General features: G+C 57.2%; 13 protein-coding genes. 10 read left to right on the forward strand and 3 right to left on the reverse strand.

All coding sequences use genetic code 11. The features are described from left to right. The first annotated feature begins 2 nt into the window (after positions 1–2). The 7 genes from trpD (at position 3) to rsmA (ending at position 6,304) form a co-directional block, all read left to right on the forward strand. Complete coding sequence (gene trpD / locus BR04_RS07900; RefSeq protein WP_496355458.1) at positions 3–1,031, forward strand: anthranilate phosphoribosyltransferase; 1,029 nt, start codon at positions 3–5, stop codon at positions 1,029–1,031. Then, positions 1,021–1,833, forward strand: coding sequence for an indole-3-glycerol phosphate synthase TrpC (trpC, locus tag BR04_RS07905; RefSeq protein WP_496355459.1), 813 nt, complete (start codon positions 1,021–1,023; stop codon positions 1,831–1,833). The genes trpD and trpC overlap by 11 nt, the downstream gene beginning before the upstream one ends. Next, positions 1,830–2,456: a phosphoribosylanthranilate isomerase gene (locus BR04_RS07910; RefSeq protein ID WP_496355460.1), complete on the forward strand. Its 627-nt coding sequence runs from the start codon at positions 1,830–1,832 to the stop codon at positions 2,454–2,456. The genes trpC and BR04_RS07910 overlap by 4 nt, the downstream gene beginning before the upstream one ends. A 49-nt stretch (positions 2,457–2,505) precedes the next feature. Next, positions 2,506–3,738 (forward strand): tryptophan synthase subunit beta, encoded by a 1,233-nt coding sequence (trpB, locus tag BR04_RS07915; RefSeq protein WP_496355461.1) that lies wholly within the window; start codon positions 2,506–2,508, stop codon positions 3,736–3,738. Between the two features lie 12 nt (positions 3,739–3,750). Beyond that, positions 3,751–4,554, forward strand: a complete 804-nt coding sequence (gene trpA / locus BR04_RS07920) for a tryptophan synthase subunit alpha (RefSeq protein WP_496355462.1) — start codon at positions 3,751–3,753, stop codon at positions 4,552–4,554. A gap of 353 nt (positions 4,555–4,907) precedes the next feature. Next, positions 4,908–5,426: a DUF2062 domain-containing protein gene (locus tag BR04_RS07925; protein ID WP_496355463.1), complete on the forward strand. Its 519-nt coding sequence runs from the start codon at positions 4,908–4,910 to the stop codon at positions 5,424–5,426. Beyond that, positions 5,423–6,304, forward strand: coding sequence for a 16S rRNA (adenine(1518)-N(6)/adenine(1519)-N(6))-dimethyltransferase RsmA (rsmA, locus tag BR04_RS07930; RefSeq protein ID WP_496355464.1), 882 nt, complete (start codon positions 5,423–5,425; stop codon positions 6,302–6,304). The genes BR04_RS07925 and rsmA overlap by 4 nt, the downstream gene beginning before the upstream one ends. 69 nt (positions 6,305–6,373) lie before the next feature. Here rsmA and BR04_RS07935 read toward each other — a convergent pair whose 3' ends face one another. Beyond that, on the reverse strand, positions 6,374–6,745 hold the full coding sequence (locus tag BR04_RS07935; protein ID WP_496355465.1) for a hypothetical protein: 372 nt from the start codon (positions 6,743–6,745) through the stop codon (positions 6,374–6,376). A gap of 238 nt (positions 6,746–6,983) precedes the next feature. Between BR04_RS07935 and BR04_RS07940 the strand changes: the two genes are divergently transcribed. From BR04_RS07940 to ald, 3 genes are read left to right on the forward strand one after another with little or no spacing between them, the layout of a single operon-like run. Further along, on the forward strand, positions 6,984–8,717 hold the full coding sequence (locus BR04_RS07940; RefSeq protein WP_496355466.1) for an ATP-binding protein: 1,734 nt from the start codon (positions 6,984–6,986) through the stop codon (positions 8,715–8,717). A 27-nt stretch (positions 8,718–8,744) separates the two neighbouring features. Then, complete coding sequence (locus BR04_RS07945) at positions 8,745–10,082, forward strand: sigma-54-dependent transcriptional regulator (RefSeq protein WP_496355467.1); 1,338 nt, start codon at positions 8,745–8,747, stop codon at positions 10,080–10,082. A gap of 44 nt (positions 10,083–10,126) precedes the next feature. Continuing rightward, positions 10,127–11,248, forward strand: coding sequence for an alanine dehydrogenase (gene ald / locus BR04_RS07950; protein WP_496355468.1), 1,122 nt, complete (start codon positions 10,127–10,129; stop codon positions 11,246–11,248). Positions 11,249–11,357: 109 nt separating this feature from the next. On the opposite strand, the gene BR04_RS07955 is transcribed toward ald, so the two are convergent. Continuing rightward, the gene (locus BR04_RS07955; RefSeq protein ID WP_496355469.1) at positions 11,358–13,313 is read right to left on the reverse strand and encodes an ABC transporter ATP-binding protein; all 1,956 of its coding nucleotides are present in this window, start codon (positions 13,311–13,313) and stop codon (positions 11,358–11,360) included. Continuing rightward, complete coding sequence (locus tag BR04_RS07960; protein ID WP_496355470.1) at positions 13,300–15,054, reverse strand: ABC transporter ATP-binding protein; 1,755 nt, start codon at positions 15,052–15,054, stop codon at positions 13,300–13,302. The genes BR04_RS07955 and BR04_RS07960 overlap by 14 nt, the downstream gene beginning before the upstream one ends. Positions 15,055–15,071: the final 17 nt, after the last annotated feature.

Genomic DNA, 15,071 nt, shown 5'->3' on the forward strand with positions numbered 1-15,071 from the left:
CCATGCTGTTTAAAAGCCTTCTTGAAAAACTCATCCGCCACGAAGACCTTACGGAAAGGGAATGCGGCGAGGCCCTGGACGCCATCTTCACCGGTGAAACCGATCCCGCCACCGTTGCGGGATTTCTGGCAGCCCTTGCCGTAAAGGGAGAAAGCGCCAGCGAACTTGCGGGAGCGGCCAGAGTGCTGCGGCGGAACATGCGGCGCATCCAGACGCCTGCCACCCTCACCGTGGATACCTGCGGCACCGGGGGCGACGGCGCGGATACCTTCAACATCTCCACCACAGCAGCCTTTGTGGTGGCGGGCTGCGGAGCCGTGGTGGCCAAGCACGGCAACCGCTCGGTATCCAGCAAATGCGGCAGCGCCGATGTGCTGGAAACCCTGGGCGTGCGGCTCGACATCCCCGCAGAAGCGGTGGAGGAAGCCCTTTTCGAGATCCAGATCGGCTTTCTCTTTGCCCCCAACTTCCACGCTGCCGTACGCCACGCAGGGCCTGCACGAAAAGCCCTGGGCATCCGCACCCTGTTCAACGCCATCGGCCCCATGGCCAACCCCGCAGGCGCCGCCTGTCAGGTCATTGGGGTTTTCAAGCCCGATCTCACGGAAAGCATGGGCCAGGCCCTGCTGGATCTCGGAACCCGCAGGGCCTTTGTGGTGCACGGCCATGACGGACTGGACGAAATTTCCGTCTGCGCGCCCACACGGGTGACGGAAGTGGCGGACGCAAGGCTTAAAACCTATGATCTGTATCCGGAAATCTTTTTTGGCGAACCCGCAGATCCCGAAGACTTAAAAGGCGGGGACGCGGAAAGAAATGCGGCCATCACCCGCGCCATCCTTTCCGGTGAAAAGGGGGCAAGGCGCAACATTGTCCTCATCAACAGCGCTGCCGCCCTGGTGGCCTGTGAAAAGGCCGAAGATATCAAGGAAGGTATCAGGCTTGCCGGAGAAGCCATTGATTCCGGTGCTGCCATGGCAAAGCTTGAAGCCCTCATCCGCTTCACCCAGGAGGCCGCAGGTGCCCGCTGACGTGACATCCATCCTGAAAAAGATCGTTGAAAAACGAAAACTCCGCATTGAAGAAGCGCAAAAAAAGCGGTCTGAAGCCCTTTTGGCTGACATGCTTTCCCAAAGGCCTCTCCTTCGGAATTTCGGAGCCGGTCTGCACCAGAACGCCCAGAAACCCGCGGCCCTCATTGCGGAAATCAAGCGCAGGTCCCCTTCCAAGGGCGACCTGAATCCGGATCTCGATCCTGCATCACTTGCAAAAGCCTATGAAAAAGGCGGGGCTGCGGCCCTTTCCGTGCTCACGGAACCGGATTTTTTCGGAGGCAGCCTTGAAGACATGCAGGCCGCACGGGCGGCAACCCTTCTTCCCGTACTGAGAAAGGATTTCATCTTTCACCCCTATCAGGTGCTGGAGTCGGCGGTGATGGGTGCAGACGCCATCCTTCTCATCGCAAGGATTCTCGACCGAACGCTTCACAAAGAGCTGACGGCTCTGGCTTCCGATCTGGGCCTTCAGGTGCTGCACGAAATCCACGGGGAAGAGGAAATTTCCCAGACCCTCGATGCAGGAGCCCGGTTTGTGGGCATCAACAACCGAGACCTTGCCACCTTTGAAACGGACATCCGCCTTGCCCCCCGCATGGCTTCCCTCCTGCCCCAGGGGGTGATTCCCGTGGCCCTTTCCGGCATCCGGGGGCCTGAGGACATCGCCGTCTCCAGACACCTTGGGGTGCACAGCTTTCTTGTGGGCGAAAGCCTTGTACGCAGCCCTGATCCCAAAAAAGACCTGAAGGCCATGGTGGAAAGCCGGGGTCTTCCATGACCTTCATCAAGATCTGCGGCCTCACCCGTCCGGACACGGCCCGTTTCTGCTCAACACTTCGCGTGGATGCCATCGGCTGCGTCTTTTTCCCCAAAAGCCCGAGGCATCTTGATGTGAAGACGGCAAAGCGCATCACGGAGGCGGTTTCCCCGGACATCCTCACCGTGGCCGTGATGGTGAACCCGGATGCGGAAACAGCCATCCGTACCGCAAAAGAAGCCGGATGCCGGGCCATCCAGCTCCACGGCAAAGAAAGCCCCGAACTTGCGGCACGCCTCATGGAAGAAGGCTTTTTTCTCATCAAGGGGCTGTATCTGCATCAGGAGCCTTCCACAGCCTCCGCCCCCCGGTATCCCGCAGACCGTTTTCTTGTGGAGGCCGCCTCAGGGCTCATGCCCGGCGGCAACGCCAAAACCTGGGACTGGTCTGCGGCAAGGGATTTCTGCCAGAAGTATCCGGCCCTGCTTGCGGGCGGACTCAGCCCTTTGAACGTCAGGGAGGCCCTCATGGCCGCAGGCCCCTTTGGGGTGGATGTCAGCTCCGGGGTGGAATCTTCGCCCGGCATCAAGGATCATGAGAAAATCAGGGCCTTTGTGGAAGCCGTCCGCAGTCTTGAAATCTGAAAACAACATCCGATTCACAGGAAACCCTTTCATTTATAAGGATAAGACCATGACAGCTTACCCGGATTTCACCGCCCTTCCCGATCGAGAGGGCCATTTCGGGCCCTTTGGGGGCCGCTATGTGGGCGAAACCCTCATGCCCGCCCTGCTGGAGCTGGAAAAAGCCTTTGAAGCCGTCCGCAGGGATGGCGATTTTCAGCGGGAACTTCTCGGCCTTCTTCAGGATTACGCAGGACGTCCCACGGCCCTTTACCCCGCAGACCGCCTTTCAGACATGGCGGGAGGCGCACGGATCTTTCTCAAGCGGGAAGACCTCACCCACACCGGAGCCCACAAGATCAACAACACCCTGGGGCAGGTGCTGCTGGCCCACCGCATGGGAAAACGACGGGTGATCGCGGAAACCGGAGCCGGTCAGCACGGTGTTGCCACGGCCACCTCCGCCGCCCGGTTCGGCATGGCCTGCACGGTTTTCATGGGAAAGGAAGATATCCGCCGTCAGGCTCCCAACGTGGCCCGCATGAAGCTTCTCGGTGCAGAGGTGATTTCCGTTGACGAAGGAACCGCCACCCTGAAAGACGCCATGAACGCGGCCCTCCGTCACTGGACAGCCTGTGTGGAAGACACCTTCTATGTCATCGGTTCCGTGGCTGGCCCCCATCCCTATCCCCTCATGGTGCGGGAATTTCAGAAGGTGATCGGAGAAGAAGCCAAAGAGCAGTTTCTCCGGAAAACGGGAACCCTCCCCGATCTTCTTGTGGCCGCAGTGGGCGGCGGTTCCAACGCCATGGGACTCTTCTTTCCCTTCCTGGACACGAAAGTGGAAATGCTGGGCGTGGAAGCCGCAGGCGAGGGTCTCGAAGGCCGTCATGCGGCCACCCTTCTGAAGGGCAGCATCGGCGTTCTCCATGGTTCCAAGTCCTACGTGCTTCAGGATGGGGACGGCCAGATTCTGGAGGCCCACAGCGTGTCCGCCGGGCTTGACTATCCCGGTGTGGGGCCGGAGCATTCCCTCTTCAAGGACTGCGGGCGGGTGCGCTATACCGCCATCACGGACAGAGAAGCCCTTTCCGCCTTCAAGCTCCTCACCCTGACGGAAGGCATCCTTCCGGCCCTGGAATCCAGCCATGCCCTGGCCGCCGCCATCCTCGAAGCCCGGAAGCGTCCGGCAAGCCAGAGCATTCTCGTGAATCTTTCCGGAAGAGGCGACAAGGATATGGCCAATGCCACGGGCCATCCGGAATTTGAACGCATTGATCCCAAACTTCTTCTCAAGGCATAAGGAAAAAACGCCATGAACCCCATAAACGCCATGTTTGAGCAGTGCAAGGCCCGGAACGAGGCCGCCCTCATCGGCTTTGTCTCCGCAGGCGATCCGGATATCGACACCAGCCGTTCCCTTATTTTTTCCATGCTGGATGCGGGCCTGGATCTTCTGGAACTGGGAATTCCCTTTTCCGATCCCACGGCGGACGGGCCCGCCATCCAGCTCGCCTCCCAGAGGGCTCTCAAGGCCGGGATGCATGTCAGGGCCGCCCTGAAGATGGTAAAAGAAATCCGGGAACGCCACACAACACCCATCGTACTTTTTTCCTACTTAAACCCCATTCTGGCCCATGGTTCGGAAAAATTCTGTAAGGATGCCGCAGAAGCCGGGGCCGACGGGGTGCTGGTGGTGGACATGCCCTTTGAGGAATCTCAGGAGCTTCTTCCCTTTCTTGAAGCTTCGGGGCTGGTTGCCATTCCCCTTGTGGCCCCCACCACACCGGAAGAACGGATGCGGGAAATCTGCAAAAATGCCAAAGGTTTTGTCTATCTTGTGTCCATGACCGGTGTCACCGGCTCGGGCGGCCTTGATCCTGAAAAGGCGGGTGCCCTGGCCCGGAAGGTGCGGGCCTTAAGCCCCGTTCCCGTGGCCCTTGGCTTTGGCATCAGCGAAGCCTCCCAGGTGAAGGCTCTGGCTTCTGAAAGTGATGGCATTGTCATCGGCTCCGCCTTTGTCCGGGGGATCGGGGAGACGGCGGACAAAGAAAAAATCCCGGCCCTCCTTGGGAGAATGACGCGGGATTTCAAGGCGGCCTGCAAGAAAGGCCGGTAAAAGCAAAACCTTCTCCACAAAAAACAGACATCCCGGCTTTGGCAGGGGGAAAGACGTTTCTGAGGGTACCCCCGGAATCCCATGGGGGTGCCCCATAGTTTCTGCCATCTTCCCAGCCCCTGTGTCCGTGAATGCCGTCAAATCCGGGAGATTCAATTTAAGGGGTACAGTCCTGCGTCCAGTATTTCCATGGGAAAGCCCCCAGGCATTGGGAAGTATTTGCCCGACACTGATTTTCATGCTAACAGGTGTTTTCAGATTCAGGGAGGCTTCCCTGCTTCTGCACGATGGTGCATGATCGGAAAGGCTTCTCTTCTGATCCGGCACTGCCCCCAGAAACCACGTCGGGCGACATGACCCCAAAACAGCGTCTCCTCCATCTTTATCGACAACTTGAGCAACTTGGAGGCGATAAACCCTTCATTGCCAGAGGGTTTGCCATTGGTGTCTTTATCTCCATGACACCGACCATCCCCTGCAACACCGTGCTGGCCATTGTCCTGGGGTTTCTGCTCCGTGGCAGTATTCCGGCGGCCTTCATTGGTACATGGATCTCCAATCCCATCACCATCCCCATCCTGTATTATGCGGCCTATGCACTGGGCGTTGCCCTTACCGGCATACACGGAGTCAATTTTGAGGATGTCCTCACCCTGGTCTATCACTTTAACGGCCCGGGTACCCTGAATGAAAAAATACAGGGTGCAGCCCTGCTCATTCATGGAAAAGCCCCCGTGCTCTGGGCCACCCTGTTCGGCGGGGTTGTCATGGGGATACCCGTGGCCTTTGCAAGCTATTATTTAATCCTGCGTCTGCTCCGTGCCTCCGGTACGGGGAAGACTGCTTCACCCGATGGAAAAGAATCCCCATGACAGCCCCCCAGACCCTGCTGAAAGCCTTTGATCTGAAACCTAAAAAAGATCTCGGACAGAATTTTCTCACAGACCCGTCCACATCCGAAATGATTCTGGACAGAGCGGGAATCCATAAGGATACCAACGAAACGCTCATTGAAATCGGCCCTGGTCTTGGTGCCCTCACCATTCCTGCGGCGTCCAGAGCCCTCCATGTCCATGCCGTAGAAGCGGACCGGGATCTCATCCCTGTCCTGGAAAAAGAACTGGCTGCCGCAGACTGCGGTAATGTCACCCTTCATAACCGCAGTATCCTGAAAATAGACCTGGAACCCCTCCTGGGGGCAGGCCGCAGTACCCTGGTCATCGGCAATCTCCCCTACAATATTTCCTCACAGATTCTCATCCGTCTCCTTGCCTTCCGGCAGCGCATCACACGAGGAGTTTTCATGCTACAGATGGAAATGGCCCAGCGCATTGCCGCCCCTCCGGGAAACCGGGATTACGGCAGGCTTTCCGTGGCCCTTCAGTACTGTGGCAGTATCCGGATGCTGGCTTCCGTGAAATCCCATCTCTTTTTCCCGAAACCCAAGGTAGACTCCGCCATTATTGAGGTGAACTTTCCGGAAAACCCGCCTTTTATGGCAAAGGATGAAACGCTTTTCTTTGATGTGGTACGGGCCGCCTTTGGCCAGAGACGTAAAACCCTGCGCAACAGTCTGGCTTCCGGTATCGCGGATCTGGGAACCAGAGATGCGGAAACCCTTCTCCTTCAGGCGGAAATCGATCCTTCCCGTCGGGCCGAAACCGTGAGTGTGGCAGAATTTGTCCGCCTTGCGGATCTGTGGCATGAACACAGGGAAAACCGGGAGAAGGAAGCCCCAGAACCCGCATAAAAAAACGGGGCCTTGCCCCGTTTTTTTATGGATATCAGCATCTATGCGCCCGGATCTGCGTTTTTACCCCTAATTCCTGCAAGCTCCCTTTCCACCCTGCATCATCCCTCCGCCACAGGGACATCCTTCGGCTCCACCCTGCACCCCATGGGCCCTGGCCTTTAAAGCCATGGCGGCCTTATGAACGGCCATTTCCTGATACAGGGCCTTGACCTTCTCCGTATCCGGCGCATCCACAGCCAGAGCCGCCCTCAGTTCCGCATGCAGCGTTTCCATGGCTGTCCGGATTTCCGCGGTCTCCTTCATCAGGGCAAGCTGGGCTTCCGGACTGCCCTCACCACAACCTCCCCTTCTGCCATGCCCCCCACCCCAGGCAAAGGCCTGAACCGTCACCAGACCTGCCAGAATCAGAATGATCATTAAAACAGAAAACTTTTTCATGCTGTGCCTCCTTTGTATCTATGGTTATCCATGGGGGATGCCTCCTGCACCAGACAGCAGCCATACCGACCTTAGCCATTGCATATTGCAAGACGGATACCACAAAAATAAAACACTGAAAAAACAAGATTTTATAAAAAAATATTGAAATATAGCTGGTGAAATTTCAATTTGTGTATAAATTTCATACATCGTATGCAGCGTCCACCGTCTAAACTTCATACAGCCTGGAGCATTCATGTTCCCCATCCCCTTTTTTCCATCAAGGCTCTTTTCGGACTCCAAATGGCTGGTTTTTGCCCTGATCGCCATCCTGAGTCTCGTGATTCTCAGCATGGCCCTTGTCAGCCATCATCGTACCGAAAACCAGATGCTCCGCATTCTTCAGGAAAAGGGCCAGCTCCTTGCCCGTTCCCTTGAGGCCGGAACCCGTACGGGGATGATGGGAAGACTTGGGGAAACCGCCCAGCTCAGGACACTGTTTGAGGAAACCGCCGCCCTGCCGGATATTCTGTACATCCTGCTGTCGGATCCGGAAGGCAGAATCCTGCTTGGCACTGACCCTGAGCATCTTGGTAAAAAAGCCCTGTCCTCCGGTATCGTAAAACAACTGGCGGAAAATCCTCCCCAGGGCTGGGCCGTCATCGGCAGTGGAGAACAACGGCACTTTCTCTTTCACCAGACCTTTACGCCCTTAGGACGCCCCATCCACAAGCCTCCCATGCCCCATATGCCTGCCAGAAGCACCTGCGGCAATCCCTTCTGTGGTGAACTCTTCGGCCCGTCCAGCCCTCCCCTCACCCTGGTGGTGGGCATGGACATACGGGCCTTTGACGCCGCCATTGCCAAGGATATCCGCCAGAGCCTCACCCTGGTCGTCATTCTCATGCTGCTGGCCATCTCCGCCATCATCGCCCTTTTCCGTGCCGAGGCCCTGCGCCATTCCCGTCTGCGTCTCCGGGATACCCGGGCCATGGCCATGGAAATGATCCGCTCTTTTCCTGCGGGTCTTCTTGTTCTGGATGCTGTCGGCTGTCTGCGTTTTGCCAATGAAAAAGCAGAAACCCTTCTGGAAAAACCCCTGAAGCCTCTCATGGGAAAGGCCATGGAACCCCATCTGCCCGAAATTCTGAAACCTCTGATCCGAAAAATGGGAAACAAAATACACGAATCCGAGGTTCTTCTGCCCGTCACCCCCACTCCCATTCCCATTTCCATCAGCATCTCCCCCATCCGCAGCCAGCAGGAGATCCTGGGACAGGTGCTGATTCTTCAGGATCTCAGCGAGATCCGCCGTCTGGAAGAAGAAGTGCGCCGCAAAGAAAAACTGGCAGCCGTTGGCCAGCTGGCCGCAGGTGTGGCCCATGAAATCCGCAATCCCTTAAGTTCCATCAAGGGCTTTGCCACCCATTTCCGCTACCTCTTCACTCCCGGCAGCCCCAACCACGAGGCTGCGGATATCCTGATCCGGGAAGTCAACCGCATGGACCGGGTCATCGGAGAACTTCTGGAATTTGCCAGACCCTCGGATATCCGAACCCTGCCCAGCCTTCCCGAACCCCTGATACGGCATACCCTGAAACTTATTGAGCCGGATGTAAAAAATGCCGGTATCCGCCTTGAATCCCAGCTCAGCCCCCTGCCGGAAGTGGCTCTGGATCCGGATCGCATCACCCAGGTACTGCTGAATCTTTACCTCAATGCCATCCAGGCCATGGAAAAAAACGGGGTGCTCACCGTAAAAGCCTTCACGGAAGGAGAATGGCTCTGGATTCATGTTCAGGATACGGGCTGCGGCATGAAGCCTGAGGATATTCCCAGAATTTTTGATCCCTTCTACACCACCAAAAGCAAGGGAACCGGATTAGGTCTGGCTGTGGTGGAAAAAATCGTCTCCGCCCACGGAGGCCACATCCAGGTCAGTTCTCCTTCGGAAGGGGGTACCTGTTTTTCCCTGTGTTTTCCCCTCTGACCCTTTCCCCTGCGAGGCAAGCCCCTTATGACAAAAGCAACCCTTCTTGTGGTGGATGATGATGCCGCCCATCGTAAAATGCTGGTTACCCTGCTTTCGGGTTTTGGCTACAGGGTGGAGGAAGCCGAAAGTGGGGAAGAAGGCCTGGAAAAGGTTTTCAGCCAGCCCCTGGATGCCATCCTCATGGATGTGCGCATGGCAGGGATTTCCGGTATTGAGGCCCTGGAAAGGATGCTGGCCTGGAACCCGAGCCTCCCCATCCTCATCATGACCGCCTATTCCTCCGTGGATTCCGCACGCAGGGCCCTCAAATCCGGAGCCTACGATTACCTCACCAAACCCCTGGATTTTGATGAACTGAAGCTTCTCCTGTCCCGAACCCTGGATCACAGCCGACTTAAGGATGAAAACCGCCGCCTGAAGGAACACCTGTCAACCTTCCCCGGATGCCCTGAAATCATCGGCAAAAGCCCTGCCATGCTCAGGCTGATGGAGATGACCCGAACCATGGCCGCCAGTGAGGCCACCGTCCTCATTACCGGGCCTTCGGGCACGGGAAAGGAGCTGATTGCAAAGGCTCTTCACGCCATGGGGCCCCGAAAAAACCAGAACTTCATCCCCCTCAACTGCGCTGCCTTTACGGATGGCCTTCTGGAGTCGGAACTGTTCGGCCATGAAAAGGGGGCCTTTACCGGAGCGGATCGCAAACGTGAAGGACGCTTTGTTCAGGCCGACGGGGGAACCCTCTTTCTGGATGAAATCGGGGAAACCTCCCCCGCCATGCAGGCAAGGCTCCTCCGGGTTCTGCAGGAGGGAGAAATCCAGCGGGTGGGCAGTGATACGATTCTGAAAGTGAATGTCCGCATCCTGGCCGCCACCAACCGGGATCTTGGAAAAGCTGTGGCGGCAAGGGAATTCCGGGAAGACCTTTACTACCGCCTCAATGTGCTGCGCCTGGAAATGCCCCCCCTGAAAGAACGCAACGGGGACATCCCCCTGCTGGCCCAGCATTTTCTCCGCCATTATGCGGAAAAAAACCGCAAGAACGTGCTGCGCTTTTCGTCAAGGGCCATGGACATTCTTTTGCATCACCCCTGGCCGGGCAATGTGCGGGAGCTTGAAAACACGGTGGAACGGGCCGTCATTCTCTGCCCTTCGGATACCATCACCGAAGAAAATCTTCCCATGGGAATGGATGCAGCGGCACCGCCTCCGGGAAGCGGCAAAACCCTTGCGGATCTGGAACGTCAGGCCATTTTTACCACCCTGGAACAGACGGGAGGCAACAAGTCGGAAGCGGCAAAAATTCTCGGCATTACCCGGGCCACCCTGCACAACAAGCTCAAAATATATGAAGAGGCATAAGGCCGCATCCCCGGAAACAGCCAACATTCAGGAGGGAAATCACAATGATCATCGGTATTCTCAAGGAAATCAAGGAACATGAAAACCGCGTTTCCATGACACCCGCAGGGGTTGAAATCCTTGTCGGTCATGGTCACACCGTCCTTGTGGAACAGGGGGCAGGCCGCAGCTCAGGCTTTGAAGATGCCACCTACGACACCGCAGGCGCAACACTTGTCGCAAGACCGGAAGAAATTTTTTCCACAGCAGAGCTGCTCATGCATGTCAAGGAGCCTCAGCCTTCGGAGTATGAATACCTCCGGGAAGACCAGATTGTTTTCACCTATTTCCACTTTGCCGCCTATGAAGCCCTCACCCAGGCCTTTATCCAGAGCAAGGCCATCGCCCTTGCCTATGAAACCATAGAGGACAGCCAGGGAAGACTCCCCCTCCTCATGCCCATGAGCGAAGTGGCAGGCCGCATGGCGGTGCAGGAAGTGGCAAAATATCTGGAACGCACCCAGGGGGGCCGGGGGATTCTGCTTGGCGGGGTTGCGGGGGTTGCACCGGCATTGGTACTCGTCCTCGGTGGTGGTACCGTCGGCACCCAGGCGGCCCTCATGGCCTGCGGACTCGGTGCCCAGGTCTATCTTCTGGAAAACAACCTGGACAGACTGCGTGCCCTTTCCACCATCATGCCCAAAAACTGCATCCCCCTCATGGGCTCTCCGGCCATGATCCGGGAAAAAATCAGCCAGGCCGATGCGGTGATCGGCGCAGTTCTGCTTCCGGGGGCCAAAGCCCCCAAGCTGGTTTCACGGGAAATGATCCGCAGCATGAAACCCGGAGCTGTGGTGGTGGATGTGGCCATTGATCAGGGGGGCTGTTTTGAAACCTCCAAACCCACCACCCACGATGATCCTGTCTATGAAGTGGAAGGGGTTATCCATTACTGTGTCTCCAACATGCCCGGCGCTGTGCCCATCACCTCCACGATGGCTCTGACCAATGCCACCCTGCCCTATGTTCTGGCCATTGCCAATGGGGGACTGCTGGAAGCGGTACGGGAACATCCGGGGATGCAGAGGGGCCTGAACATCGTCCGGGGCCATGTCACCTGCAAGGGCGTGGCCGAGGCCTTTGATCTCGACTATACCCCTGTGGAAAAGGCCTTTTATGCGGTTTAAGACGGAATATGAAAAGAGAAACCGGGAACAGGCGGATGAAACAGCAGGAAGGGGTCGGGGACGCCAGCCAGTCATGGGGGGTTCCCGCACCCTGCCGGACAAGAAAAATTCAGGGAAATTCGGCCCCTTTCCTCCCCTCTCCCACAGCCTCCAGCTGCTGCATCCGCCAGTAAAGCCCCCTGGCCGCCAGAAGGCTTTCATGGTTCCCCATTTCCACGATTTCTCCCTTTCTCAGCACCAGAATCCGATCCGCATGGCGGGCCGTGGAGAGACGATGGGCAATGAGAAAGGTGGTTCTGCCTTCCATGAGCCGTGAAAGGGCAGCCTGCACCACAGCCTCGGACAGGGAGTCCACATAACTTGTGGCCTCATCCAGAATGAGAAGATCCGGGTTGCGGGCAAAGGCACGGGCAATGGAGACCAGCTGACGTTCACCGCTTGAAAGGGGCTTGCCGTCTTCTTCCAGACGGGTATCCAGCCCCTGGGAAAGTCGTGACAGCAACAGCCCACAACCCGCATCCCTGAGAAGGGTCTCCAGCACCCCATCGGAAAGGGGCCGGACTCCGGTCTGGAGGTTCTCCCTCAGGGTTCCTGCAAACAGAAAAGGATCCTGCATGACCATGGCAAGACGGCTCCGCCAGCCTTCCAGACAGCGTTCCCGAAGATCCACGCCGTTGACCCGGATGCAGCCTTCCTGAGGATCCCAGAAACGGACAAGAAGGCTGACAAGGGAAGTCTTTCCCGCTCCTGTGGGGCCGACAATGGCAAGGGTCTCCCCCCGTTTCACCGTAAAATTCAGGTGTTTCAGAATGGGGACATCCCTTTCATAGCCAAAGGAAACATCTGAAAAAACAAGGTCTTCCATGGGGCCAGGATGCTGCCCCTCCTGGACACCTTTCGGTTCCCGTGCCTCATCGAGAATCTGGAAAAGACGCTCCGCACTGGAAAAGGCATTCTGAAGGGTATTGTATTTTTCGGCAATATCCCGCACAGGCCGGAAAAACATCCTTAAATAAGCGATATAGGCCACGAGAACCCCAAGGGAAATCCCCTCCGCCAGTACCCTCAGGCCCCCGTAATAAAGCACCAGGGCCAGCCCCACGGAACTCAGAATCTCCATGGCGGGCATGAAGACCGCAAAAATCTTCACCTGCCGCATCCCTGCCTCATAGTGCTTCTGGCTGACCGTGGAAAAGCCCTGCTCTGTTTCCCCTTCCCGGCTGAAAAGACGGATCACCGTCATGCCACCTATGGTTTCCGAAAAGCGGGAAGTGATTTCCGCAATACGCACCCGCAGATCCCGGAAGGCCTGTCTGGAATTTTTTGCAAAAAACACAGCGGTCAGCACCACAAAGGGCAGTACGGAAAGGGTGACAGAGGCAAGACGCACATCCAGAAGAAAAAGCATGATCACAATGCCAAAGAGCAGCACCAGATCCTTGAAGACAAAGGTCACCACAGAGGTGAACATCTCACTGAGATTTTCCACATCTCCCGTCACCCGGGTCACCATGCGGCCCAGGGGATTTTCCTGAAAATAGGCCAGGGGAAGGCTGCGCATATGGGTAAAAATGGCCAGACGGATATCATAGATGATGCGCTGCCCCCCCAGCTCCAGCAGAAGGGTATGCACAAATCCCAGACTGCCGTGGGTCAGGGCAACGGCAAGGAGGGCCAGGGCCATAAAGAGAACCCCTTCCCTGTCCGACCGACGCAGGGCGCTGCGGGTTTCCTCATCCGCAGCACCGAGAAAGGAGCGGTGTATATACGATCCGGCGGCATCGGTGTCCAGGGCTTCGGGAAAATCTTCCAGAAAAACCGCCACCAGGGGATGATCCGGATCTACGGCAAGACGGTCTGACCCAGGACTTGCCTCGGGCATGATGTAGCGATCCACAGCCTGCCGGGTAATCCAGGGGATGGCCAGATCCAGGACCGTCAGTCCGAAAACCAGCAAGAGGGCCAGGGAAAAGAGCAGCAGATGGGGCCGCATGAAGGGAAAAAGGCGACGCAGCAGCCCCATGTCATCGTCTTTCTGCAACAGCTTTTCTTCAGACACTGCCATGGGCTTCCTCCTTCAGTTCGGCTTCCATGGCCTGAATGCGCCAGGTACGGGCATAGTAGGGATCATGTTCCATGAGAAAGGCATGATCTCCCGTGGCCCGGATACGGCCTGCCTCCATCACCACAATCCTGTCCGCATCCGCAACAGCGGCAAAACGGTGGGAAACGAGGATGCGGGTGCAGTGCCCAGGACGGTTCAAAGCATTGAGCATACGTTCTGCTGTCACCGTATCCACCTGACTGACGGGATCATCCAGCAGCAGCACCGGTGCCGGATGCAAAAGGGTACGGGCCAGAGCCACCCGCTGTTTCTGTCCTCCGGAAAGGGTGACTCCCCTTTCCCCCACCCGGGTTTCCAGACCCTGGGGCAGGGACGCAAGGGTGTCGGAAAGGGCCGCAGCCTCACAGGCCGCAGCCAGAAGCCCCGAATCCACAGGCCCTGTTCCTGCGATGTTCTCCCTGAGGGTTCCTGAAAAAATCCAGGGTTCCTGAGGCAGAAGCCGGACAGCCTGACGCAGATCCCGGAGAAGAAGATGCTTCAGATTCCGGCCATCGAGAAAGATACTGCCGGAAGAAGGATCGTAGAGCCGTGCCAGAAGCTGCAACAGGGCCGTTTTCCCGCTTCCCGGAGGCCCCACAATGCCCACACGGCTGCCCGCAGGAAGGACAAGGGAAATCTGGGAAAGGGCCTCAGCCCCCCCTTTTTTGAAGGAAAAGGAAACCTGCTCCAGGACGAGGGTTCCGGAGACTTCCGGAAGGGGCAGGCTGTCCGGGGTATCCCGAACCTCAGGTTCCTCTCCCATGACCTCGGCCAGACGTTCCAGGGAAGCCTTTCCCCGCTGGATCAGGTTGGTCATCCAGCCCAGCGCCATCATGGGCCAGGTGAGCAGCCCCAGATAGGAGAGAAAGGCCACGAAATCTCCCGCGCTGATGCGGTTTTCAATGACCATATACCCTCCTGCCCCCACCACAAGGGCCAGGGCCAGATTGGTAAAAAGTACCATGGCCGGCATCATCAGACCTGTGGAACGGGCCAGGGCCATGCGGCGGGCCAGATATTCCGAAGACAGCCGCCGCAGTCGGCCATCCATGACAGGCCCCATATCAAAAACCTTCACCACCCGGATACCGGAAAAGGACTCCCTCACCATTTCCGTCATCTCGCCGATACCTTCCTGAACCGCACCGTAGTTTCTGTGCATGCGACGCCCCATGATGCGGGTGGTCACGACAATGAAGGGCATGGGAATCATGGCAAGAAGGGTCAGGGGCCCACTGATCCAGACCATGAAACCAAGGGCCGCCCCCCCCAGAAGAAGGGCATCCGTGACGGCCACAATACCCATACCCGTTGCCATACGCACACTGGCGATATCACTTGTGGCCCGGGACATGAGGTCTCCGGTACGGTTTTTATCAAAAAAAGGGGCATCCAGTCCCAGAAGACGGGAAAAGAGATCCTCCCGAAGCCCCCGCTCGATTTTCCTGGAGGTACCGATGAGGCAATGCCGCCAGCCATACCGGAAAAGACCGATCAGGAGGGCCAGAACCACCACAAGAACCCCATACCCCAGAAGTCCGGAAGAAGTGATCCTTCCATCAAAAAGGCCATCCACCACATGCTTCACGACCCTGGGGATCCAAAGCTGCAAGCCATCCACAAGAATCAGACAGAACAGTCCTGTCAGCAGAAGATAGCGGTTTTCCACAAGATGGGGCCGCAAAAGGACATAGGGTTTCATGGTTTTCTCTCTTCACT

It is taken from the genome of Desulfobotulus sapovorans DSM 2055 (assembly GCF_059569355.1).